Source organism: Streptomyces bicolor, from assembly GCF_000719285.1.
In the GTDB taxonomy this organism is placed as follows: domain Bacteria; phylum Actinomycetota; class Actinomycetes; order Streptomycetales; family Streptomycetaceae; genus Streptomyces; species Streptomyces bicolor.
In genome coordinates this window covers 24,144-43,704 of sequence record NZ_JOFS01000008.1, presented here as the reverse complement: position 1 = coordinate 43,704, position 19,561 = coordinate 24,144, and the positions used below count along the sequence as shown (strand labels likewise).

Here is a 19,561-nt window from a genome sequence, read left to right as displayed (position 1 = left end):
CTCTTCCGGATCTCAGCTGCGGGAGGAAACAGCGGCGGTGGGCTCGGTCGCCGGTGCCGGAGTGGGGAGCAGGGCGGCGACCGGTTCCTGGAGGCGCTGGTGCAGCACGGGCAGGGCGCCGTCGAGGAACAACTGCCGCATGAGCGTGCGCTGGGTCTTCCCGCTGGTCGTCTTGCGGATCACTCCAGGGCGAACGAGCACCACGCTCACGCCGGGCAACTGGAACTGCCGGCTGAGCAACGCCTGGACGGAGGCGGCGAGGCCGGCCAGATCCTCCTCGCCCCCGCCCGCGCGGGCCTTGAGTTCCTGCACCACGACCACATGGGAGCGGTCGGACGCCTCGTCGGTGACGCTGAATACCGCGCCGCCGCCGCGCCGGAACACCTCCCCAGACTCCTGGACGGCCTGCTCGATGTCCTGCGGGTAGAGATTGCGGCCGTGCTGGATGAGCATCTCCTTGATCCGGCCGGTGACGTAGAGCTCCCCGCCGAGCAGGGCGCCGAGGTCGCCGGTGCGGAAGCAGCCGGCCCGGCCGTCGGCCGTGACCGCCTGGAACGTCTCGGCGGTGAGCTCGCGCCGGTTCCAGTAGCCGGCGGCCACCGAGGGGCCGCGCAGCCAGATCTCGCCGATCCGGCGGTCGGGCAGCACCTGACGGGTCGTCGGGTCCACGATCAGGACCTCGGTGTCCGTCGGCCGGCCGCAGCCCACGAGGGTCCGGGCCGGGCGGTCGCTGCGCACGGGCCGCAGCTCGTCCCGCTCCAACGCGACGGCGTCCACGGTGAGCTCGAGGTGCGGCGCCTCGGTGTCGCCGCCGGAGACCAGCAGGGTGTTCTCGGCCAGGCCGTAGCAGGGCAGCAGGGACTCGGCGCGCAGCCCGTTGCCGGCGAAACGCCGGACGAAGGCGCGCAGGGTGTCGGCGCGCACCGGCTCGGCCCCGTTGAGCGCCACCCGCAGGCTGGACAGGTCCAGCCCCGCCGACTGCTCCTCGGTGACGCGCCGGACGCACAGGTCGTAGCCGAAGTTGGGCGAGGCGGTGCCCTCGACGCGATAGTCGTGGATCATGCGGAGCCAGCGGTGCGGTTGCTTGATGAAGGAGACCGGTGACATCTGCACGCTGGTGCCGCCCACCCACAGGGGCTGGAGGGTCATCCCGATGAGCCCCATGTCGTGATAGAGGGGCAGCCAGCTGCCCGCCACGACACCCTCAGGGGTCCGCATCGCGGTGCGGATGGCCTCCTGGTTGGCGGCCAGATTGGCGTGCGTGACCATGACGCCCTTGGGTTCGCTGGTCGAGCCCGAGCTGTACTGGAGGAAGGCCACGTCGGTGTCGCGTACTACGGGCGGTACCCACAGATCGGGATCGGCACCGTCCTGGTCGTCCGGACCGGTCGACAGGCACACCACGTCCCCCTCTCCGGCGGCGGCCAGCCAGGCTCCGATGGCCTGCCGGTACTCGGGGAGCGTCAGCACCGCCCCCACCTTCGCGTCCCGCAGGATGCCGCTGACCCGGGCCAGCCGCTCGCCCGGCTCGTCGGGCAGGGGCGCGGGAATGGCCGTACGCCCGGCGTAGAAGCAGCCGAGGAAGGCCGTCACGAAGTCGAGGGTCGGCGGATAGAGCAACAGGACCGGGCGCGAGGGATCGCCCTTGGACGCGTGGTGCAGCCGGGCGGCGACGAGGCGCGCCCGCCGGTCCAGTTCGGCGTAGCCGATCTCTTCCGGCCGCATGGCCGGGCCGTCCTCGTGCAGATACACGAACGCGGCACGTTCTGGATGGCGGTCCACGCCGGCGCGTACGGCGTCGGTCAACGTTCGGTGCTGGTGCGGCACAGGCTGTCCTTTCCGCGGTCGGTGACCGGTGCGGTGTGGAACATCCCGGAGGCACCGAGTGCCATCCGGTGCCTCTCAGCCTCCGTGTGCCGTGAAAAGGCGGCGTAAAGGGGAAATTGGCGTGCACGTCAAGGGTTTGGGGTTGTGCGGACGGCGCCCGCTGGAGCCGGTACAACGGGGGGTGCACGAGGCGGCACGTTTCAGTCCTGGCACGGGGTGCCGGTCAAAGGGTGGGCAGAAGGGGTTGTCATGGCAGAACCGGACGCTCTTCCGGTGGGGGGCGAACCCCTCCCTGTCGGTCCGCTGCCCGCGGTGGGGTGGCATGCGGTCCAGGGGGCCGCGCGGCGGCATGGTTACGCGGTCTGCCACGGCCGGCCGGTGGACTGGGGGCGACAGCCCGGCCCCGGCACGCGTGAACTGCTCGGGCCGGACTGGTCGCGGTACTGCGCGGCACGCGAACCCCTCGTGCGGGCACGGCTGCTGGGCTCGCGACTGCTGCTGCGCCACACCGTGGCCGCCGTGGCCGGTGTGGAGCCGGATCGCGTCGTGCTGGGCCGCGACGGCCGGGGGCGGCCGGTCCTGTACGAGCCCGACGGGCTGGACGTGGCCATCAGCCATACGGCCGGAATGCTGGTGGTCGGGGCCGCCCGCGGCCGTCCGATCGGAGTGGACGTGGAGGCGTCGGACCGCCCTCTGCTGACGCCCGGACTGGCCGAGAGGTTCTGCCATCCGCGGGAGCTGGCGCAGCTGTCCGGGCTGGCGCCGGCCGAGCGGAATCAGCAGCTGGTGCGGCTTTGGACGCTCAAGGAGGCCTGTACGAAGGCACAAGGCGTCGGGCTGGCACGGGACTTCGCACGACTGTGCCCCCGCCCGGGACCGCACGGCGACGGCTGGTGGTCTCTTGAGACGGAGCCCGGCTGGCGACTGCGCTGCGATCGGGTGGCGGGGCGGTTCCTCGTCGCCGGGGCGCTGGGTCCGGACGGTCTGTAACTGCCGCTTCCCGAGGGCGGGTTCCGGTGGGTGTGCAGCAACCGGCAATCTAGTCAGGGTTGTTTCGATACACCGTTGACTCGATTGGTCGCCGGGTCTAGCGTCGGCGGTACACGGCACGAGAACGGCACTCAGCTCACGCACCCCCCTCTTACCGAGGAGCGGAATCCGTGACTTCTCAGCCTCACCTCAGGCCCGCCGAGCGGACCCCGTCGGCCGCGCACCCGCACCGGTGGCGCGTGCTGGCGGTCCTGCTGGTCGGCCTCCTGCTCGTCGTCCTGGACACCTCGATCCTGAACGTGGCCCTGAAGACACTCGCCGAGCCGGCACCCGTCGGCCTGGGGGCCACGCAGAGCGAGCTGCAATGGTCGATCGACTCCTACACGCTCGTCTTCGCCGCCCTGCTCTTCACCACCGGTGTGCTCGCCGATCGCTGGGGACGCAAGCGGACGCTGCTGGCCGGGCTCGTCGTGTTCGGCGGCTGTTCCCTGTGGTCCGCCCACGCGCACAGTGCCGGCGAACTCGTCGTCGCCCGGGCGGGGCTGGGCGTGGGAGGCGCCCTCGTGCTGCCCGCCACTCTGGCGATCATCATGGCCGTCTTCCCGCCCGCCGAACGGGCCAAGGCCATAGGTGTCTGGGCGGGCGCCGCCGGACTCGCCGTGGCGCTGGGCCCCGTCACCGGTGGCCTGCTGCTGGAGCACTTCTGGTGGGGCTCGGTGTTCCTGATCAACCTGCCCATCGTGCTGATCGGCGCCGCCGCCGTGCTGTTCGTCGTGCCCGAGTCCCGGGATGCCGGACGCGGAGGCCTCGACCCGCTCGGCGTCGCCCTGTCCGTCGTCGGCCTGACCGCCCTGGTGTACGGGGTGATCAACGGGGGTGAGTCCGACGACTGGGCGGACCCCGCCGTCTGGGGGCCGATGCTCGGCGGCCTCGCCGTCCTGAGCCTGTTCGCCGTCTGGGAACACCGCAGCCGGTGTCCCGCGCTGGACCTCTCCCTGTTCACCGACCGACGCTTCAGCGCCGCCGTGACCGTCATCGGGCTGGTCTTCTTCAGCCTGCTCGGCGCCACCTTCTTCCTGGTCTTCTACCTCCAGAGCGTGCGCGGCTGGACCCCGCTGGAGGCCGGCCTCCTGCTACTGCCCCTGGCGGTGGCCCAGCTGGCGTTCGCACCGGCCGCGACGCTCACCGCCAAGCGGATCGGGGTCCGGCCGGTGTGTGTCGGTGGGATGCTGCTCACCTCGCTCGGCTTTCTCGTGGTGGCCACAGTCGACGAGGGGACCGAGGTCTGGGTCCTGGAGTCCGTCCTGTTCCTCATGGGCGTCGGCATCGCCTGCGTGATGCCCCCGGCGACCTCCGCCGCCATGTCCGCCGTCGGCCAGAGCCGGTCCGGTACCGGAGCGGCGGTCAGCACCACCTTCCGGCAGGTGGGCGGCGCCCTCGGCGTCGCGGTCCTGGGCTCGGTGCTCTCCGTGGCCTACCGCTCCCGGATCGAGGACCACCTGGCGCCGCTGCCCGCCGCGGTCCGCGACCCGGCGGAGGAATCCGTCGCCGCCACCCTCACCGCTGCCCGGGAACTGGGCCCGCGCGGCGCCGCCGTCGAGGCCGGCGCGGTGGAAGCCTTCGTCTCGGCCATGCACCTCACGTCCCTCGTCGCCGTGGGCGTCACGCTCCTCGGCGCCCTCGCCGCCCTGCTGCTCCTGCCCTCCCGTACGGCCGCAGGCAGGACCGGCGCTGAAAAGACGATCGCCGAAGAGCCCTACACCGCGGAGGTCTGAACCCGTATGCCGCCACACGTCGACCAGTCGGCGGCCGCCCCGGGACGCACGGCCCGGGGCGGCCGCCAGCGCGACCCCGCCGCCGACCGCGCGATCCTGGACGGCACCCTCGCCCTGCTCAGCGAGGGCTGCAGCTTCGGCGACCTGTCCATGGACCTGGTCGCCCAGCGTGCCGGGGTGGCCCGCGCCACCATCTACCGCCGCTGGCGCAACAAGGAGGAGCTGGTGCTCGCCGCGCTGAGCACCCTTGACCTTCCCGTGCCGCCGCTGACCGGACTGAGCCTGCGGGACAAGCTGGTGACCCTCGTGGACCAGCTGCGCCACCGCGGCCAGGACACCCCGCTGCACCGGCTGATCGGCAGCCTGCTCGGCGAGGCGGTGCGCCGCCCGCAACTGGTGGAGCGATTCGAGGAGACCGTCACCGCCGCCCGGCACGAGGCCCTGCTGGCGACGCTGCGCGAAGGCGTCGACGGGGGCGAGCTACGTGCCGACCTCGACCTGGAGGATGCGGTCGAGATCCTGACCGGACCGATGGCCGCCCGTCTGATCCTGCGTCAACGCACTGTCGAGTCAAGCGCGTTCGCCGAGTCGATCGTCGACACGTTCTTGAACGGAACCCGCACGACCCCTGCCGGAGCGCGACCCGGCACAGCATCGGAGCACTCCCCACCACCACAGGAGCCGCAGCCATGAAATTCCTCTTCGACGACCCCGCCTTCGACTACCAGGCGCTGCGCACCGCTGGTTACGCCGATTACGGCGGTGCGCAGCTGGGCGAGGTCGTCGCGGTCGCCTCGCTCATCCCGAACGGCGACACCGAAGCCTGGCGGCACGAGTGGGCCTCCCTCGCCGAACGGGCCCACCGGATGGGCGCCGCCGCCAGGGGCGAGGGCCGCCGCGACGACGCGCGCGCCGCACTGCTGCGGGCACACAACTACTACCGGACTGCCGAGTTCTTCCAGCGCGACGACCCCCAGGGCCCGGAGGCCCTCCGGCTGATGCGGCTGTCCCGGGAGACCTTCGCCGACGCCGCCGAACTCATGGACCGGCCACCGGAGTTCGTGCGCATCCCCTACGAGGACACCTCACTGCCCGGCTACCTCTACCGGGCGGACGACTCCGACGGGCCGAGGCCGTTGGTCATCCACCACGGCGGCCTGGACTCCACCCTCGAGGAGGGCTATTTCTTCGTGGCGGCCGCGGCGATCGCCCACGGCTACGACTGCCTATGCTTCGAAGGGCCGGGTCAGGGCTCGGTCCTTCGCGACCAGGGCCTGGCCTTCAGGCCCGACTGGGAGAGCGTGGTCACGCCGGTGGTGGACCACGCGCTGTCCCTGCCGGGTGTGGACCCCGACCGCGTGGTACTGGTCGGGACCAGCCTCGGCGGCCTGCTCGCCGTGCGCGCCGCCGCGTTCGAGCACCGGCTCGCCTGCTGCGTCGCCCACGACGCGGTCTGGCAGCTGGGCGATGTCGTGGCGCTGCCACCGTTCGTGCTGGAGTGGGTCGAGCAGGGCCACGACGACTTCGCCAATCCGGTGATGTGGGGAATCGCCGCGCAGCAGACCTTCACCCGCTGGCTGCTGCGGCACGCCCTGTGGACCTTCGACGCCGACACCCCCGCCCAACTGCTGCGTCGGCTACCGGCGTTCGCCCTGTCCGACGTGATCGGTCAGGTGCGCTGTCCCGTGCTCGTCCTCGACGCGGAGGAGGACCTGTTCTTCACCGGGCTGGAGCACGCGAAGAAGGTGTACACGGGCCTGAACTCGCCCAAGACGCTCCACGTCTTCACGGCCGACGAGGGCGGCGGGGCGCACTGCCACTCCGGTGCCATGCGCCTGTTCCATGACCGGCTCTTCTCATGGCTGCTCGAGACTCTCGGGGCGGACCGGTCGGCGGCGGCCTGACCGGCGGCGGCCGGTCCGCGGCACATCCAGCCCGAAGCAGCCCGGCCCGCTCCCCGCGGGCCGGGCTGCTCGGCTCTCAGCCGTCCGGCGGTTCCTGTGAGGCGGCTGATTTCTTTCCGGCTGCCTGTCGCCGGACCGTCGAATTTCATTCTCCTTAATAACCGTGTAACGAGCGAGACTGGTATCGAAGAACAAGCTCGCATATGCTGCACGCCATAGCGAGGAAATCGCTGAGCATTTGGCGCCCCAGACCAGGGGTGAACGGGGGATCCGAAATATAGTTGAATGCGTTCCACGCATTCGGGGGGTTGCCGTGTCCCTGTCCCCTTTAGTGGCTGACCAAACTCTGCACTATGCGCTACTGGGGCGGCTGCGGGTGTCCCGCGGCGGCGCCGATCTCACACCCGAGCCGCCCAAACTCGCCAAGCTCCTCGCCCTATTGCTGGTCAGGGCGGGTGAGACGGTGCCGGGGGAAAAGCTCATGGCGGAACTGTGGGAGCGGGAGCCGCCGCGCTGCGCGTCTACGAGCCTGCGTGTGTACGTCTCGCAGCTGCGGAAATTGTTGAATGGCGATCAGCAAGCATCCCCGATCGTCACGACCCCGCCCGGGTACATTCTCGATGTAAGCGGCGCGGTGACCGATTTTCATGAATTCGAAACGCTCTACAGTCGTGGCCGAGAACAGTACTGCGCGGAGGATTTCCAGCACGCATCCGAGCTCCTGCACAGGGCACTGTCCCTGTGGCGAGGGCCTGTTCTGGAGGGTATTCCGGGGTCGCTGGACATCGACTCGTTCGCGGCTGTGCAGGAGGAGAAGCGGCTGAACTGCGCCGAGCTGAGCATCGACTCCTCGCTGGCACTCGGCCGGCATCATGAAGTGTGCGAGCGGCTGAAGGGCCTTCTCGTGCAGCATCCCCTGCGGGAGCCCTTCTACCGTCAGCTGATGGTCGCCCTGTACCGGGTGGGCCGCCAGGGAGACGCGCTGCAGGTCTACCGCCGCGCGCGCCGGGTGCTCAAGGAGGAACTCGGGGTCGAGCCGGGGCCGGCACTGCGGCTTGCCCAGGAGGCCATCCTGCGGGCGGATCCGAAGCGGCTCGAGGCCTCCGGGATGATCCCGTCCGTTCCCTGACCGTCCGGGCCGTCCGGCCGGTCGGCGCCGTCCCGCTGAGCCGGGCCGAACCGCCGACCGGCCCTGACGTGCTCGCCGTCATGTGCCCCGCACGGCGCCTGCTTTATCCGGCCTTTGCGGCCCCTTAACTCCTCGCCCATAGTGTGCGATTGATCCCGCATGAGCGGGAGAGCTGAGCTGTCGTGCTCGTCCGTGCGCAGCGGCCACCGCCTCGTCGCGGTGGCGGGCACGGGCCACGGTGCCGTGGCCGTGGTCCCTGCCTACGCCGCTTTGCGAGGGCCGTTGCCCGCTCAACCTTCTGGGACGGCCGAGACTTTGCCCCTTCCGGAAACGACGGCGGACGGACGGCTGCCGAGCGGATGCTTCGCAAGCCGACCCGTCCGGGCACGGTCGGATCCCCCGGCTCGGGCGTCAACCGACCGTCGTGCGCGGCCGCGGCTCGAACCCCGCCGCCCGGTAGGCCTCGTCGATCAGCTCCATCGTCGCCAGCGCGTCCTCGGCATCCAGCGGCAGCGGAGCGCCCCTGCGTATGTGCGCGGCGAACGCCTCCAGTTGGTAGGTGTACGACGAGCGCGTGCCCAGCCGCTCCGTCCGCTCGCCGCGCGCCGTACGCACCACGACCCGGTCGTCGCGGTGCGGCAGCACGAAGTTCGGCGCGAGCGCCTCGCCCTCCGTGCCGACGATCCGGCAGCTCATCTCCAGCTCGCCGTACGCCATGTGGCAGCGCGCGGACGCGGTTGCCCCGCCCGGGAACTCCAGCTCGGCGTCCAGCCACTCGTCGACGCCCGGCGCGCCCGCCCGCTCCCCGCCCCGCGCGGACAGGAGGCGCGGCGCACCGCCCGCCCATGGCGCGAGCATCCGCACCGCGTGCAGGCTGTAGCAGCCGAGGTCCATCACGGCGCCGCCCGCGAGCGGCAGCGACCAGCGCGGGTCGGAGTCACCGGGGGCAGGGATCGCCACCAGCGTCTCCACCCGCTGCAGCTCGCCGAGTTCACCGCTCGCCAGGAGCTCGTGCAGACGCCGGGTGACCGGATGGAAGAGGTAGTGGAACGCCTCCATGAAGACGGTCCCGGACTTGCCGGCCGCCTCCCGGACCTCGGCCGCCTCCTCGGCGTTGCTCGCCGAAGGCTTCTCCGACAGGACGTGCTTGCCGGCCGCGAGCGCGGCGAGGTTCCACGGCCCGTGCAGGCCGTTGGCGAGCGGGTTGTAGACCACCTCCACCTCGGGATCGGCGAGCAGGTCGGTGTAGGAGTCCACCACCCGCTCCACGTCGTGCTCGTCGGCGAACGCCTCGGCGCGGGACCGGTCGCGCGCGGCCACCGCCACGAGGCGGTGGCCGGTCGTCCGGGCCGGGCCGACGAGGGAGAGCTCGGTGATGCGTGCCGCGCCCAGTACTCCGATGCGCAGCGGTTCCGGGCTCGAGTCGTTCATCCCTGCCGTACCTCCTCGATCGTCACCGGACGGTGCTCGTGCAGCGACAGGGTGCACGCCTCGGCGATCCAGCCCGCCTCCAGCGCGTCCTCGATGGTGCACGGCGACGGCCGGGTACCCGCCACGACCTCGGTGAACGCGGTGAGTTCGGCGCGGTAGGCCGCGGTGAAGCGGTCCATGAAGAAGTTGTGCGGGGTGCCGGACGGGAAGGTCACACCGGGCTCGACCGAGCGCAGCGGCAGCTTGTCCTCCAGGCCGACCGCGATGGAGTCCTCGAAGCCGTGGATCTCCATGCGGACGTCGTGCCCCCGGGCGTTGTGGCGGGAGTTGGAGACCACCGCGATCGTGCCGTCGTCCAGGGTCAGGATGGCGCCGGTGGTGTCGGCGTCGCCCGCCTCCTTGATGTAGTCGGCGCCCTTGTTGCCGCCGACGGCGTACACCTCGGTCACCTCGTGGCCGGTCACCCAGCGGATGATGTCGAAGTCGTGCACCGAGCAGTCCCGGAAGATGCCACCGGAGGCGGCGACGTACGCGGCGGGCGGCGGCGCCGGGTCCAGCGTGGTCGACCGTACGGTGTGCAGCTTGCCCAGCTCACCGGCCTGCACGGCGGCCCGTGCGGCGACGAACCCGGCGTCGAAGCGGCGGTTGTAGCCGATCTGGATCGGCACGTCCTTGCCCTGGACCGCCTTCAGCACCTCGACGCCCTCGCTCATGGTCTTGGCTACGGGCTTCTCACAGAAGACGGGGATGCCTGCCTCGACGCCGGCCAGGATCAGCGCGGGGTGGGCGTCCGTCGCGGCGGCGACGACGATGCCGTCCACCCCGGCGGCCAGGAGGGCCTCGGGCGAGTCCACGACCTCGGCGCCGAACCGCTCCGCGGCGGCCTTGGCGGCGTCCGCGAACGGGTCGGTGACGACGAGGGAGTCGACCGCGTCGAGTCCGGAGAGGGTCTCGGCGTGGAAGGCGCCGATGCGGCCGAGGCCGAGGATTCCGATACGCATGAGCTCCGCTGCTTTCTTGGTGTGTGGTTGCTGTTCGTTGCCGGGGCTCCGCCCCGGACCCCGATCGCCCTTCGGGCTCGTCCTCGATCGCCGGACGGGCTGAATCAGTCCAGGCCGCCCAGAACGTTCTGGTCCCAGTCGATCACCGAACCGGTGACCACCCCGGACCGGTCCGAGAGCAGGAAGACCACGAAGTCGGCGATCTCGTCCGGCTGGCCCAGCTTGCCCATCGGCAGCTTCGCGGCAGCCTCCTCCCGCCAGTCGTCGCCGGCCCCGTGAAACGCCCTCTGCGTCGCGTCCTCACCCTCCGTCGCCGTCCAGCCGATGTTCAGGCCGTTGATCCGGACCCGGTCGAAGCGGTGGGCGTGCGCGGCGTTGCGGGTCAGCCCGATGAGGCCGGCCTTGGCGGAGACGTACGGCGCGAGGAACGGCTGCCCGCCGTGCGCCGAGGACGTGATGATGTTGACGATCGTGCCGGGTGCCTTGCGCGCGACCATGTCCGTCACAGCGGCCTGCATGGCGAAGAACGGGGCCTTGAGGTTGATCGCGATGTGCTGGTCGAACAGCTCGGGGCTGGTGTCGAGGAGCGTGCCCCGGGACGTCAGCCCCGCCGAGTTGACCAGACAGTCGATCCGCCCGTACGCGTCCACGACCTCGGCGACGGACGCCTTCGCCTGCTCCGCGTCCGACAGGTCGGCCCGTACGAACATGGCCTTGCCCCCGTCGGCGGCCAGCTCGGCCACCAGTGCCTCACCGGGCTCGGCGCGCCGCCCGGTGACGGCCACGACCGCGCCCTCCCGCACGGCGGCACGCGCGATCGCGGCGCCGACGCCCTGGCTGCCGCCGTTGACGAGGACGACCTTGTCGTCGAGAAGTCCCATGGGTGTTCCGGGTCCTTTCAGCTCTGGCGCCGCTCGGCGCCGGCCCGCAGCTCGTCCCGCAGAGCCTCGGGAGTCCATGTCTCGCGCAGTGCGCGCCGTACGAGGTCCGCCTGCGAGGGCGGGGCGAGCCCGGCCACCGGCGGATCGCTGTCGAGGTTCGTGGGGAAGGGGTATCCCTCCGCGCTCGCGGCGATGACGTGCTCCAGCCACGCCTCGTCCGCGCCCTCGGACCGGCGCTTCAGCAGCACCGGGTACACGGCGCCCGCCACCGCCTCGCGGTCCACCGTCTCCATCGCCCGCCCGAACGCGGAGGACACCTGGAGCAGGTTCGCCATGCGCCGGATGTCCGCCGACCGGTTGGTGCCGGCCGCGTGGAACAGCGCCGGGTTGAAGAAGGCGGCGTCGCCCTTGGCGAGGGGGAGCTGGACGTGGTTCGCCTCGAAGTAGGCCTGGAACTCGGGCAGTCGCCAGGCGAGGTAGCCCGGCTCGTACGTCTGCGAGTGCGGCAGGTACATCGTCGGCCCGGACTCGACCGGCATGTCGCAGTGCGCGACCGCGCCCTGCAGGGTGAGCACGGGGGAGAGGGCGTGGACGTGGGCCGGGTAGGCGGCCGCGACCTCGTTGGAGAGGAACCCCAGATGGTAGTCGCGGTGCACGGTCTGGGCGGCGCCGCCCGGGTTGACCACGTTCACCTGCGAGGTCACCTGGTAGCCCGGGCCGAGCCACGCGGTGGAGACGAGCGCCAGGATGTCGTTGGCGTAATAGTCGGCGAATGCTTCCGGGTCGTGGAGCGCCGCCTTCTCCAGCGCGTTCCACACCCGGTCGTTGGCGCCCGGCTTGGCGAAGTGGTCCCCGGCGTTCGCGCCCGAGGCGCGCTGATCGGCGATCAGGGCGTCGAAGACGGCGCCGAGCCGGTCGACGATCACCGGGTCGGGAAAGGCCCGCCGGCAGACCACGATGCCCGGGCCGTCGGTGAGGGCGCGGACCAGCTCGGCCCGGACCCCGCGCGAGTCCTCGGCCTTGGGCAGGCGGTCGCTGTCGTAGACGAGGACACCCTGCTCCACGGCGGAGGCGTACGGGTAGTCGGCGAGGTCGGTGGTCCGCTCGACGAGTTCACGGAAGGCGGCGAGGTCGCAGTCCTGCTCGGACAGCCACGCACGGCGTTGCACGGAGGCGTAGGACATCGGCGTCCTCTCGGTGACAGGGGCGACTCAGCGCTGCCATTCTTGTCATGACAATCCCGTCGAACAACCAGCAGACGACCATCAAAAACCCCTCAAGGAGCCGTCGTATGGGTCACCCGTTCCCGATTCGGGAGATCGCACGTCAGGCGGGTCTGAGCGAGGCCACGGTCGACCGGGTTCTGAACGGGCGGGGAGGGGTGCGGGAGAGCACCGCGCGCGAGGTCCGCCAGGCGATAGCCGACCTGGACCGGCAGCGCACCCAGGTCCGGCTGGTGGGCCGTACCTTCATGATCGACATCGTGATGCAGACGCCGGAGCGGTTCTCCACCGCCGTGCGTGCCGCCCTGGAGGCCGAGCTGCCTGGTCTGCACCCGGCCGTGGTGCGTTCGCGGTTCCATTTCCGGGAGACGGGCCCGGTGGAGGAGCTGACGAGGACCCTGGACCGGATCGCGCGGCGCGGTTCGCAGGGCGTGATCCTCAAGGCGCCGGACGTCCCCGAGGTCACCGCCGCCGTCGCGCGGCTCGCGGAGGCGGGCATACCGGTGGTGACCCTGGTGACCGACCTGCCGTCCACGCCACGCCTCGCCTACGTCGGCATCGACAACCGGGCCGCCGGTGCGACGGCCGCGTACCTCATGGGCCAGTGGCTCGGCGAGCGGCCCGGTCATGTCCTCACCAGCCTCAGCAGCGGCTTCTTCCGTAACGAGGAGGAGCGCGAGATGGGCTTCCGCAGCGCCATGCGCGCCCGGCATCCCGCGCGCACACTGGTCGAACTGGCCGAGGGACAGGGCCTGGACGCCACCCAGTACGACCTCGTCCGCGCCGCCCTGGAGCGCGACCCGGAGATCCGCGCGGTCTACTCGATCGGCGGCGGCAACATCGCGACGCTGCGGGCCTTCGAGGACCTGGGCCGTGAATGCGCGGTGTTCGTCGCGCACGACCTCGACCACGACAACACCCGCCTGCTGCGCGAGCACCGCCTGTCCGCCGTCCTCCACCACGACCTGCGTCAGGACATGCGCGAGGCCTGTCACATCGTCATGCGGGCGCACGGTGCGCTGCCGCCGGCGGGGCCCACGCTGCCGTCCGCGATCCAGGTGGTGACGCCGTACAACATGCCCACGCCCATCGGGTGAGCATCCCCGGGGGTGTCCCTGGCGTGTACGCCCGCTCGACGGACCGCTGCTGCCTACCGTCGTGCGCATGTGGAAATCGAACCCGGACGGCGGGCCCGAGCGGCTGGTGGCGCTCGCCGACGGAGTGTTCGCGATCGCCATCACGCTGCTGGTCCTGGACTTCTACGTGCCCCGGGGACTCGACGACGAGCACTACGAAGACGCCCTGCACGAACTCATCCCGAACCTCGGCGCCTACGCGCTCACCGTGCTGGTGCTCGGCGCCTTCTGGCGCGAGCACCGCCGCATCTTCCGCCTCGTCCGGCAGATCGACGGACAGGTGATCGCACTGACCGTCCTGGGACTCGGCGTCGCGGCCCTCCTGCCCTTCCCCACCAAACTCATCGCCGAGTACGGCAGCGAGCCCGCGTCGGTCGCCGCCTACGCGGCGGCGGTGGCTGCCCTCGGCGCCGCCCACCTCGCGCTCGTGCTCCTCCTGGCCGGGCGCCCCTGGCTGCGCGACGAGGCGGCGCCACCGGAGGGCTTCCGCCTCTTCGCGCTGGACCTCGGGGTGACGGTGCTGGTGTTCGCCCTCAGCATCCCGCTCGCCCTGGCCGTCGGCTCCGCGGCCATATGGCTCTGGCTCGCCCTGGCCCCGGTCAAGATCGCCCTCGGCCGGCGAGCCGCCCGGGGACGCTGACCCGGGCCGTCACGCCCCTGAGGCCACGTCCACCCACGCGCCGCTCTCCGCCGAGCGCCCCATCGCCTCGAGTACGGCGGCGCTGTGCACGGCGTCCTGGAGGGTGGCCCCGTGCGGGACGCCCTCGGCGATCGAGCGCAGGAAGCGGTACGCCTCGATGACCTTCAGGTCGTCGTAGCCCATGGCGTTCGCCGCACCCGGCTGGAAGGCGCCGAACTCGCCGGCGCCGGGGCCGACGTAGACCGTGCTGACGGGCTGGTCCTGGTACGTGGTGCCACGGCTGATGCCGAGCTCGTTCATCCGGCGGAAGTCCCAGAAGACGGCGCCCTTGGTGCCGTGTACCTCGAAGCCGTAGTTGTTCTGCTCGCCGACGGAGACGCGGCAGGCCTCCAGGACCCCGCGGGCGCCGGAGGCGAACCGCAGCAGGCAGTTGACGTAGTCCTCGTTCTCGACGGGGCCGAGTTCGCCGCCGGTGGCCAGGCTGTGGCCGGCGGTGGCGCCGGTCGGCCGGGCGCGCTCGGGGATGAAGACGGCCGTGTCGGCGGTGAGGGAGGCGATGTCGCCGAGCAGGTGGCGCGCGAGATCGGCGCCGTGCGAGGCCAGGTCGCCGAGGACGCCGCTGCCGCCGCGCTCCTTCTCGTACCGCCAGGTCAGGGCGCCGTCGGGGTGGGCGGCGTAGTCGCTGAAGAGGCGCACGCGGACGTGGGTGACGGTGCCGATCTCGCCGGAGGCGATGAGCTCGCGGGCGGCCTCGACGGCGGGCGCGTTGCGGTAGTTGAAGCCGACCGCGCCCTGCACACCGGCCTTGGCGACGGCGTCGGCCACCGCTTGGGCGTCGGCGACCGACAGGCCCACCGGCTTCTCGATCCAGATGTGCTTGCCGGCCTCGGCCATCGCGACGCCGATCTCGCGGTGCAGGAAGTTCGGGGCGGTGATGGAGACGGCCCGCACCCGCGGATCGGCGGCCACCTCGCGCCAGTCGCGGCTCGTCGAGGCGAACCCGAACTGCGCGGCGGCCTCCTCCGCCCGGCCCGGCACGTCCTCGGCGACGGCCACCAGCTCCGGCCGGACCGCCAGCCGCGGATAGTGGTGCAGGACACGGGCGTACGCCTGGGTGTGCACCCGGCCCATCCAGCCGAACCCGACGACGGCGACACCGAGCGATTCCACCATGACAGCCCTTCTTTGGACCGGTCCACTACTTGTCCAGGCCACCTTGGGTGCCGTTTCCGCCCGGTGTCAACCCTTTGACAAGCCGAGCAAGGTCATGGAACGGTCCATCTCATGAGACCGCCGACGATCCGCGACGTGGCCGACCGGGCCGGTGTCTCCAAGTCCCTGGTCTCGCTGGTGCTGCGCGGCTCCGACCAGGTACGCCCGGAGAAACGGGACGCCGTACTGCGGGCTGTGCGCGAACTCGGCTACCGGCCCAACGCCGCCGCGCGCAGCCTCAGTGAGCGGCGCACCCGCACGGTGGGCGTCCTCCTGAACGACCTGCGCAACCCCTGGTTCGTCGACATGCTCGACGGCCTCAACTCGCTGCTGCACGACAACGGCCTGCACATGCTGCTCGCCGACGCCCGCCTCAACCGCCGCACCGGCCAGGACCCGGCGGGCCCGCTGCTGGACCTGCGGGTCGACGGCCTGGTCGTGGTCGGCACCCTGCCCGACCCGGCCGCGCTCGGCGCGGTGGCCGAGCGGATCCCGGTCGTGGTGGCCGGTGCCCGGGAGCCGGTGCCTCCCGGCGTCGACGTCGTGGCCAACGACGACGAGCAGGGCGCCCGTCTGGTCGCCGAGCACCTCATCGGCCTCGGACACCGGCGCATCGCGCACATCGCCGGATACGGGGCGGTGGGCGAGCTGCGGCGGCGGAGCTTCGAGGCGACGATGCGGGAGCATGGCCTCGCGGACGAGGCGGTGGTCGAGCCCAGCGACATGACCGAGGAGGGCGGTTACCGCACCACCGTCCGGCTGCTCAGCCGCGCCGAGCGGCCCACGGCCGTCTTCGCCGTCAACGACATCGCGGCCATCGGCGCACTCTCCGCGGCCGAGGAACTCGGGCTGCGGATCCCGCGCGACCTGTCCGTCGTCGGCTACGACAACACGAGCATCGCCCGCCTGCGCCACGTGTGGCTCACCACGGTCGACAACACCAGCCACGAGGTGGGCCGCCGCGCCGCCCGCTGTCTGCTCGACCGGTTCGAGGGCGCGGCGGGACCGGGCGAGGTCCATCTCGCGCCGCCGACGCTGGAGATCCGCGGCTCGACGGCGCGCCCGCTCACAGGTTGATCGCGTACGCCTTGCGCAGCGTCTCGTGCACCGTCCACGTCGTACGGTCGCCCTCGCGCAGCACGGCCATGTCGCCGGGCCCCACCCGCAGCGTCGGCCCGCCCTCGACCTCGATGGTGGCCGACCCGCTGAGCACGACGAACAGTTCGTCGGCCTCGGTGTCGGTGACCACGCCGGGTGTGATCTGCCAGATGCCCCGTACCTGACGTCCGTCCTCCGACTCCCAGACCACCTTGCCGGTCACCTCGGGCGTCCCGGAGACGATCTGTTCCGGGGCGAGGGGCTCGGGTTCGAGGTCGGCGCCGGGGATGTTCAGTACAAAGCTGTGCGTCATGTGGGGACCCTAGCCGCGGGAGGTGGGGGAGAGGCCTCGACAGAGTGTGCGGTGTCCGACGGAGCGGGCGGACACTTCGTCGGCCGGACCTCCGGCATGGGCCGCTTCGGCGCGGTCTTCGGCCCGTGGCATTGCGGCACTGCGCGGCTCGCGCCGTGCCGACCGCAGCGACAGCGAGCAAGAACTGATCGGCGCCCACTGATTGGCGTCCGTCATATGTACCGATGAGCCGAATTGGGTTATACGACGGTCTCGCCTATTGTTGCGTCATATGCCTGCTGGGACGCGGGCGACTCTCGGTGCGCCGGGGGCAGGGGAGTTGAACGGCTTAGGGGGAACAGGGACGTGACGGCATTTCTCGCGTTGGTGGCCGTCGTCGGGTACATGGCCACCGCCCACCTGCCGTGGTGGGTGGTGGTGGCCGTGGCCCTGCTGATGGCGGGATTCGCCGCGGGGAGGTCGTGGAGCCCGGCGAGGGGTGCGGTGCGCAGCCCGGAGGTCCGGCGGTGCGTCCGAGGCCCGGGGCCCGTGGAGCAGCAGCGCGGGGGGCTGTGCGAGGAGCCGGAGGCGGCCCAGGGCGGGCAGCCGGCGGAGCAGGCCGAGCTCACGGGCTCATCGGCGTTCAACGGCCTTCCGTAGCCGCCGGGCGATGATCGCGTAGACCTCACGGGCCTTCTCGTCGTCCTGGCCGTCGTACCCGTGGTCGGCGCCGCGCACGTCATGGTGCTCGACCAGCGCATCCGCCTCCCGAAGCCGCTCGGCATAGCGCAGGCCCTCGGCCCGGAGCAGGTCGTACTCGGCGGTGATCAGCAGCGCCGGCGCGATGCCCTTCAGGTCCGCGGTGTCCGACGGGTGCGCGGGGGACACGAGAGGGTCGAGGCGCTGCCGCACGTCAGGGACGTACGACGTGTCGAAGACGTCGGCCATCCAGGGCCGCAGCATCGGCTTGGCGATGGCGGCGCGCTTGTTCCGGGCGCCCGTCGCCAGGTCGAGCGGCGGATAGTGCAGCACCTGGAGCGCGATCGAGGGCCCGCCCTCTTCCAGTGCCTGCCGTGCCACGGCCGCCGCGAGCCCGCCGCCCGCGCTCTGCCCGCCCACGGTGAGCCGCTCACCGTCCCAGCCCTCTTCGGCGCCGTGCTCCGCGACCCACCGGACGATCTCGTACGCCTGTCGGGGCGGTGCCGGGAACGGATGCTGGGGTGCGACGGCGTAGTCAACGTTGATCACGACCGCCCCCGCCTCGGCGGCGAGGAACCGGCACAGCGGGTCGTCGAGTTCGGTCAGCGTCATGACGTAACCGCCGCCGTGGAAGTTGACGTGCACCGGGGGCGCGGGATCGTCGCTCGCCGGCAGATACACGGTGGCCCGGGCCGGGGCGATCGAGGTCGGGATCGTCAACTCGCGTACTTTGCGCGGGTATTCGGGGAACCGGGCATGCGAAGCGGCGGCGGAGCCGCGCCCGCCGGAGCGGCGGTCCGCCATGACGGTCACCCGCTGCATGGCCTTGGCGACGAAGGTGGCCAACGCGGGCCGGGTCAGGAGAGACATGTGGCTCCGTTCGATCGCGGGCCGTGAGGCTTGCCCGGCAAGCATTCTGTTGAGCTTGGCAATTATAGGTGCCGACAATTATTGGTCAAGGGGTCAGGTCGTTCGAGCCTCAGGCGTGTATGGGGTAGGGTTGACCTGCATGATCACGCGGTTCACCGCGCGGCAGGCACCGGGACGTGGCGCAGCTTGGTAGCGCACTTGACTGGGGGTCAAGGGGTCGCAGGTTCAAATCCTGTCGTCCCGACTACTACAGGACTACGTAGTCGCAGGTCAGGGCCTTGGATCACTTCGGTGAGACGAGGCTCTTGATCGTTTCCGAGGCTCTCGTCTCGCAATTTCTCACAGATGCCTCGGCGGCGGGGCTACTTCGCCGCTGTCACTCGATTGACTCATGCTGCGCTGTACAGGCAGTGCTGATGCGGTGTCCTGAGCGGATAGAACTTCCGTCCAGGGAGGCCTTGATGTACGAGACGTATCCCGCTTTCAACGAGCACGGCATCGCCGTGGTGTGGCACATGAAGGCCAAACAGAGCACTGAGGCACTGTGCGGCCATGTGCTCATCGAACGCATCGAACGCATCGAGCGCAACAACGGCACGAACACCATGCAAGCGGAAACGGTCCCCCACTGTCGACCATGCATGACCTCTTTCGCGCAACTGGTGAACCAGGACAGCTAGAAGAGCAGGCGTCATGCAGACGAGACATGACGTGCGCCATGGAGGCGAACTCGATCACTAACCCCGGCGTGCCACTAGGACATATTGGATCTTTTCGTATTAATCTCCGGTCGCCTACGCAGTCGATCTGTCACGGATCGCACACCACTCCAAGTCACCGGAGATACACATGCACAAGCTTCGCAAGGCGGCCGTCGTGGTCGTCGCCCTCGGCAGCGTCGGACTTCTGACCGCGGGCACCGCCAGTGCGCACAGCAAGGACGATCACGGCCACAAGAAAGATGGAGACAAGGTCAGCGTCCTGCAGAGCTCCAGCTGTAAGTCGCACGACCTGAACCTCGACATCCTCGGCCAGGTCGGCATCCTCAACGGCCTGCTGGGCAACGCGCTCAACGGCGAGGGCAACGCCGGTGGGCAGAGCAAGCACATCGGCTCGACCATGGGCTGCAACAACAGCGCCTTCTAAGGCGTACTACGAGCTGCTGTTCGGTATCAGGTTGGCCGTTCGGCATGGTCACGGGCGGCCAACCGAAATAAGGAGACCGTAAGCGATCCACCCCCCTAACCGAGCAGCTCACTCAGCTTCTCCGAGGCGGCCTTGAGGCTCTGCGGGGCCGGATGCACGTAGACCCCCTTGGTGAAGGACGGGTCGCTGTGCCCGGCCCAAGCCGAGACGACCGTATCGGGCACACCGTTGTTGGCCATCCAGGAGAGACAGGCGTGACGTGCGTCGTACAGACGAACTCTGCGTACACCTGCTGCCTCCATCAGCT

At 70.8% G+C, this 19,561-nt stretch carries 20 protein-coding genes and 1 tRNA gene; 12 read left to right on the top strand and 9 right to left on the bottom strand.

Annotated features, from left to right (window positions below; translation table 11 throughout):
- Nucleotides 1-12: 12 nt before the first annotated feature.
- Nucleotides 13-1,827: a fatty acyl-AMP ligase gene (locus tag IF78_RS0111580; RefSeq protein WP_078662412.1), complete on the bottom strand. Its 1,815-nt coding sequence runs from the start codon at nt 1,825-1,827 to the stop codon at nt 13-15.
- Between the two features lie 249 nt (nt 1,828-2,076).
- Between IF78_RS0111580 and IF78_RS0111570 the strand changes: the two genes are divergently transcribed.
- From IF78_RS0111570 to IF78_RS0111550, 5 genes are all read left to right on the top strand, one after another.
- Nucleotides 2,077-2,817 (top strand): 4'-phosphopantetheinyl transferase family protein, encoded by a 741-nt coding sequence (locus IF78_RS0111570; protein WP_078662411.1) that lies wholly within the window; start codon nt 2,077-2,079, stop codon nt 2,815-2,817.
- Between the two features lie 170 nt (nt 2,818-2,987).
- On the top strand, nt 2,988-4,592 hold the full coding sequence (locus IF78_RS0111565; RefSeq protein WP_051827724.1) for a DHA2 family efflux MFS transporter permease subunit: 1,605 nt from the start codon (nt 2,988-2,990) through the stop codon (nt 4,590-4,592).
- 6 nt (nt 4,593-4,598) lie between these two features.
- Nucleotides 4,599-5,285, top strand: coding sequence for a TetR/AcrR family transcriptional regulator (locus tag IF78_RS0111560; protein ID WP_051827722.1), 687 nt, complete (start codon nt 4,599-4,601; stop codon nt 5,283-5,285).
- Nucleotides 5,282-6,496 (top strand): alpha/beta hydrolase family protein, encoded by a 1,215-nt coding sequence (locus IF78_RS0111555; RefSeq protein ID WP_031481187.1) that lies wholly within the window; start codon nt 5,282-5,284, stop codon nt 6,494-6,496. The genes IF78_RS0111560 and IF78_RS0111555 overlap by 4 nt, the downstream gene beginning before the upstream one ends.
- Nucleotides 6,497-6,809: 313 nt before the next feature.
- Nucleotides 6,810-7,625 carry an AfsR/SARP family transcriptional regulator gene (locus IF78_RS0111550; RefSeq protein ID WP_051827721.1) on the top strand — a complete coding sequence of 272 codons (816 nt, stop codon included), beginning with the start codon at nt 6,810-6,812 and terminating at the stop codon, nt 7,623-7,625.
- Between the two features lie 411 nt (nt 7,626-8,036).
- On the opposite strand, the gene IF78_RS0111545 is transcribed toward IF78_RS0111550, so the two are convergent.
- The 4 genes from IF78_RS0111545 to IF78_RS0111530 all read right to left on the bottom strand — a co-directional run bounded on the left by IF78_RS0111545 (nt 8,037) and on the right by IF78_RS0111530 (nt 12,122).
- On the bottom strand, nt 8,037-9,056 hold the full coding sequence (locus IF78_RS0111545; protein WP_031481189.1) for a Gfo/Idh/MocA family protein: 1,020 nt from the start codon (nt 9,054-9,056) through the stop codon (nt 8,037-8,039).
- Nucleotides 9,053-10,057, bottom strand: coding sequence for a Gfo/Idh/MocA family protein (locus IF78_RS0111540; protein ID WP_031481190.1), 1,005 nt, complete (start codon nt 10,055-10,057; stop codon nt 9,053-9,055). The genes IF78_RS0111545 and IF78_RS0111540 overlap by 4 nt, the downstream gene beginning before the upstream one ends.
- 104 nt (nt 10,058-10,161) lie before the next feature.
- On the bottom strand, nt 10,162-10,938 hold the full coding sequence (locus tag IF78_RS0111535) for an SDR family oxidoreductase (protein WP_031481191.1): 777 nt from the start codon (nt 10,936-10,938) through the stop codon (nt 10,162-10,164).
- Between the two features lie 17 nt (nt 10,939-10,955).
- Nucleotides 10,956-12,122, bottom strand: a complete 1,167-nt coding sequence (locus tag IF78_RS0111530; RefSeq protein WP_031481192.1) for a phytanoyl-CoA dioxygenase family protein — start codon at nt 12,120-12,122, stop codon at nt 10,956-10,958.
- A 107-nt stretch (nt 12,123-12,229) separates the two neighbouring features.
- On the opposite strand from IF78_RS0111530, the gene IF78_RS0111525 reads away from it, so the two are divergent.
- A complete protein-coding gene (locus IF78_RS0111525; RefSeq protein ID WP_031481193.1) occupies nt 12,230-13,258 on the top strand; it encodes a LacI family DNA-binding transcriptional regulator in 1,029 nt (342 codons plus the stop codon).
- Between the two features lie 67 nt (nt 13,259-13,325).
- Nucleotides 13,326-13,937, top strand: a complete 612-nt coding sequence (locus IF78_RS0111520; RefSeq protein ID WP_199921397.1) for a TMEM175 family protein — start codon at nt 13,326-13,328, stop codon at nt 13,935-13,937.
- 9 nt (nt 13,938-13,946) lie between these two features.
- Here the strand turns inward: IF78_RS0111520 and IF78_RS0111515 are convergent, their stop codons facing one another.
- Nucleotides 13,947-15,110, bottom strand: a complete 1,164-nt coding sequence (locus IF78_RS0111515) for a Gfo/Idh/MocA family protein (RefSeq protein WP_031481195.1) — start codon at nt 15,108-15,110, stop codon at nt 13,947-13,949.
- 111 nt (nt 15,111-15,221) lie between these two features.
- Here IF78_RS0111515 and IF78_RS0111510 point away from each other — a divergent pair, with 111 nt between their 5' ends.
- Nucleotides 15,222-16,226: a LacI family DNA-binding transcriptional regulator gene (locus IF78_RS0111510; RefSeq protein ID WP_031481196.1), complete on the top strand. Its 1,005-nt coding sequence runs from the start codon at nt 15,222-15,224 to the stop codon at nt 16,224-16,226.
- Here IF78_RS0111510 and IF78_RS0111505 read toward each other — a convergent pair.
- Nucleotides 16,216-16,560, bottom strand: coding sequence for a cupin domain-containing protein (locus IF78_RS0111505; protein WP_031481197.1), 345 nt, complete (start codon nt 16,558-16,560; stop codon nt 16,216-16,218). The genes IF78_RS0111510 and IF78_RS0111505 overlap by 11 nt on opposite strands.
- A gap of 345 nt (nt 16,561-16,905) precedes the next feature.
- Here IF78_RS0111505 and IF78_RS0111500 point away from each other — a divergent pair, with 345 nt between their 5' ends.
- Complete coding sequence (locus IF78_RS0111500; RefSeq protein ID WP_031481198.1) at nt 16,906-17,199, top strand: hypothetical protein; 294 nt, start codon at nt 16,906-16,908, stop codon at nt 17,197-17,199.
- Here the strand turns inward: IF78_RS0111500 and IF78_RS0111495 are convergent.
- Nucleotides 17,173-18,108 (bottom strand): alpha/beta hydrolase, encoded by a 936-nt coding sequence (locus IF78_RS0111495; RefSeq protein WP_031481199.1) that lies wholly within the window; start codon nt 18,106-18,108, stop codon nt 17,173-17,175. The two genes, IF78_RS0111500 and IF78_RS0111495, sit on opposite strands and share 27 nt — an antisense overlap.
- Before the next feature lie 170 nt (nt 18,109-18,278).
- On the opposite strand from IF78_RS0111495, the gene IF78_RS0111490 reads away from it, so the two are divergent.
- The 3 genes from IF78_RS0111490 to IF78_RS0111480 all read left to right on the top strand — a co-directional run bounded on the left by IF78_RS0111490 (nt 18,279) and on the right by IF78_RS0111480 (nt 19,254).
- Nucleotides 18,279-18,352: transfer RNA gene (locus IF78_RS0111490), tRNA-Pro, on the top strand.
- A gap of 217 nt (nt 18,353-18,569) precedes the next feature.
- Nucleotides 18,570-18,788, top strand: coding sequence for a hypothetical protein (locus IF78_RS0111485; protein ID WP_031481200.1), 219 nt, complete (start codon nt 18,570-18,572; stop codon nt 18,786-18,788).
- A gap of 169 nt (nt 18,789-18,957) precedes the next feature.
- Nucleotides 18,958-19,254 (top strand): hypothetical protein, encoded by a 297-nt coding sequence (locus tag IF78_RS0111480; protein WP_031481201.1) that lies wholly within the window; start codon nt 18,958-18,960, stop codon nt 19,252-19,254.
- Nucleotides 19,255-19,349: 95 nt separating this feature from the next.
- On the opposite strand, the gene IF78_RS49130 is transcribed toward IF78_RS0111480, so the two are convergent.
- The gene (locus IF78_RS49130; RefSeq protein WP_199921398.1) at nt 19,350-19,556 is read right to left on the bottom strand and encodes a tyrosine-type recombinase/integrase; all 207 of its coding nucleotides are present in this window, start codon (nt 19,554-19,556) and stop codon (nt 19,350-19,352) included.
- Nucleotides 19,557-19,561 lie beyond the last annotated feature (5 nt).

Coding starts and splice junctions, on each gene's coding strand:
- IF78_RS0111570 (WP_078662411.1), top strand. CDS start 2,077: ATGGCAGAACCGGACGCTCTTCCGGTGGGGGGCGAACCCCTCCCTGTC.
- IF78_RS0111560 (WP_051827722.1), top strand. CDS start 4,599: ATGCCGCCACACGTCGACCAGTCGGCGGCCGCCCCGGGACGCACGGCC.
- IF78_RS0111555 (WP_031481187.1), top strand. CDS start 5,282: ATGAAATTCCTCTTCGACGACCCCGCCTTCGACTACCAGGCGCTGCGC.
- IF78_RS0111545 (WP_031481189.1), bottom strand. CDS start 9,056: ATGAACGACTCGAGCCCGGAACCGCTGCGCATCGGAGTACTGGGCGCG.
- IF78_RS0111540 (WP_031481190.1), bottom strand. CDS start 10,057: ATGCGTATCGGAATCCTCGGCCTCGGCCGCATCGGCGCCTTCCACGCC.
- IF78_RS0111535 (WP_031481191.1), bottom strand. CDS start 10,938: ATGGGACTTCTCGACGACAAGGTCGTCCTCGTCAACGGCGGCAGCCAG.
- IF78_RS0111530 (WP_031481192.1), bottom strand. CDS start 12,122: ATGTCCTACGCCTCCGTGCAACGCCGTGCGTGGCTGTCCGAGCAGGAC.
- IF78_RS0111525 (WP_031481193.1), top strand. CDS start 12,230: ATGGGTCACCCGTTCCCGATTCGGGAGATCGCACGTCAGGCGGGTCTG.
- IF78_RS0111520 (WP_199921397.1), top strand. CDS start 13,326: ATGTGGAAATCGAACCCGGACGGCGGGCCCGAGCGGCTGGTGGCGCTC.
- IF78_RS0111515 (WP_031481195.1), bottom strand. CDS start 15,110: ATGGTGGAATCGCTCGGTGTCGCCGTCGTCGGGTTCGGCTGGATGGGC.
- IF78_RS0111510 (WP_031481196.1), top strand. CDS start 15,222: ATGAGACCGCCGACGATCCGCGACGTGGCCGACCGGGCCGGTGTCTCC.
- IF78_RS0111505 (WP_031481197.1), bottom strand. CDS start 16,560: ATGACGCACAGCTTTGTACTGAACATCCCCGGCGCCGACCTCGAACCC.
- IF78_RS0111495 (WP_031481199.1), bottom strand. CDS start 18,108: ATGTCTCTCCTGACCCGGCCCGCGTTGGCCACCTTCGTCGCCAAGGCC.
- IF78_RS0111485 (WP_031481200.1), top strand. CDS start 18,570: ATGTACGAGACGTATCCCGCTTTCAACGAGCACGGCATCGCCGTGGTG.
- IF78_RS0111480 (WP_031481201.1), top strand. CDS start 18,958: ATGCACAAGCTTCGCAAGGCGGCCGTCGTGGTCGTCGCCCTCGGCAGC.
- IF78_RS49130 (WP_199921398.1), bottom strand. CDS start 19,556: ATGGAGGCAGCAGGTGTACGCAGAGTTCGTCTGTACGACGCACGTCAC.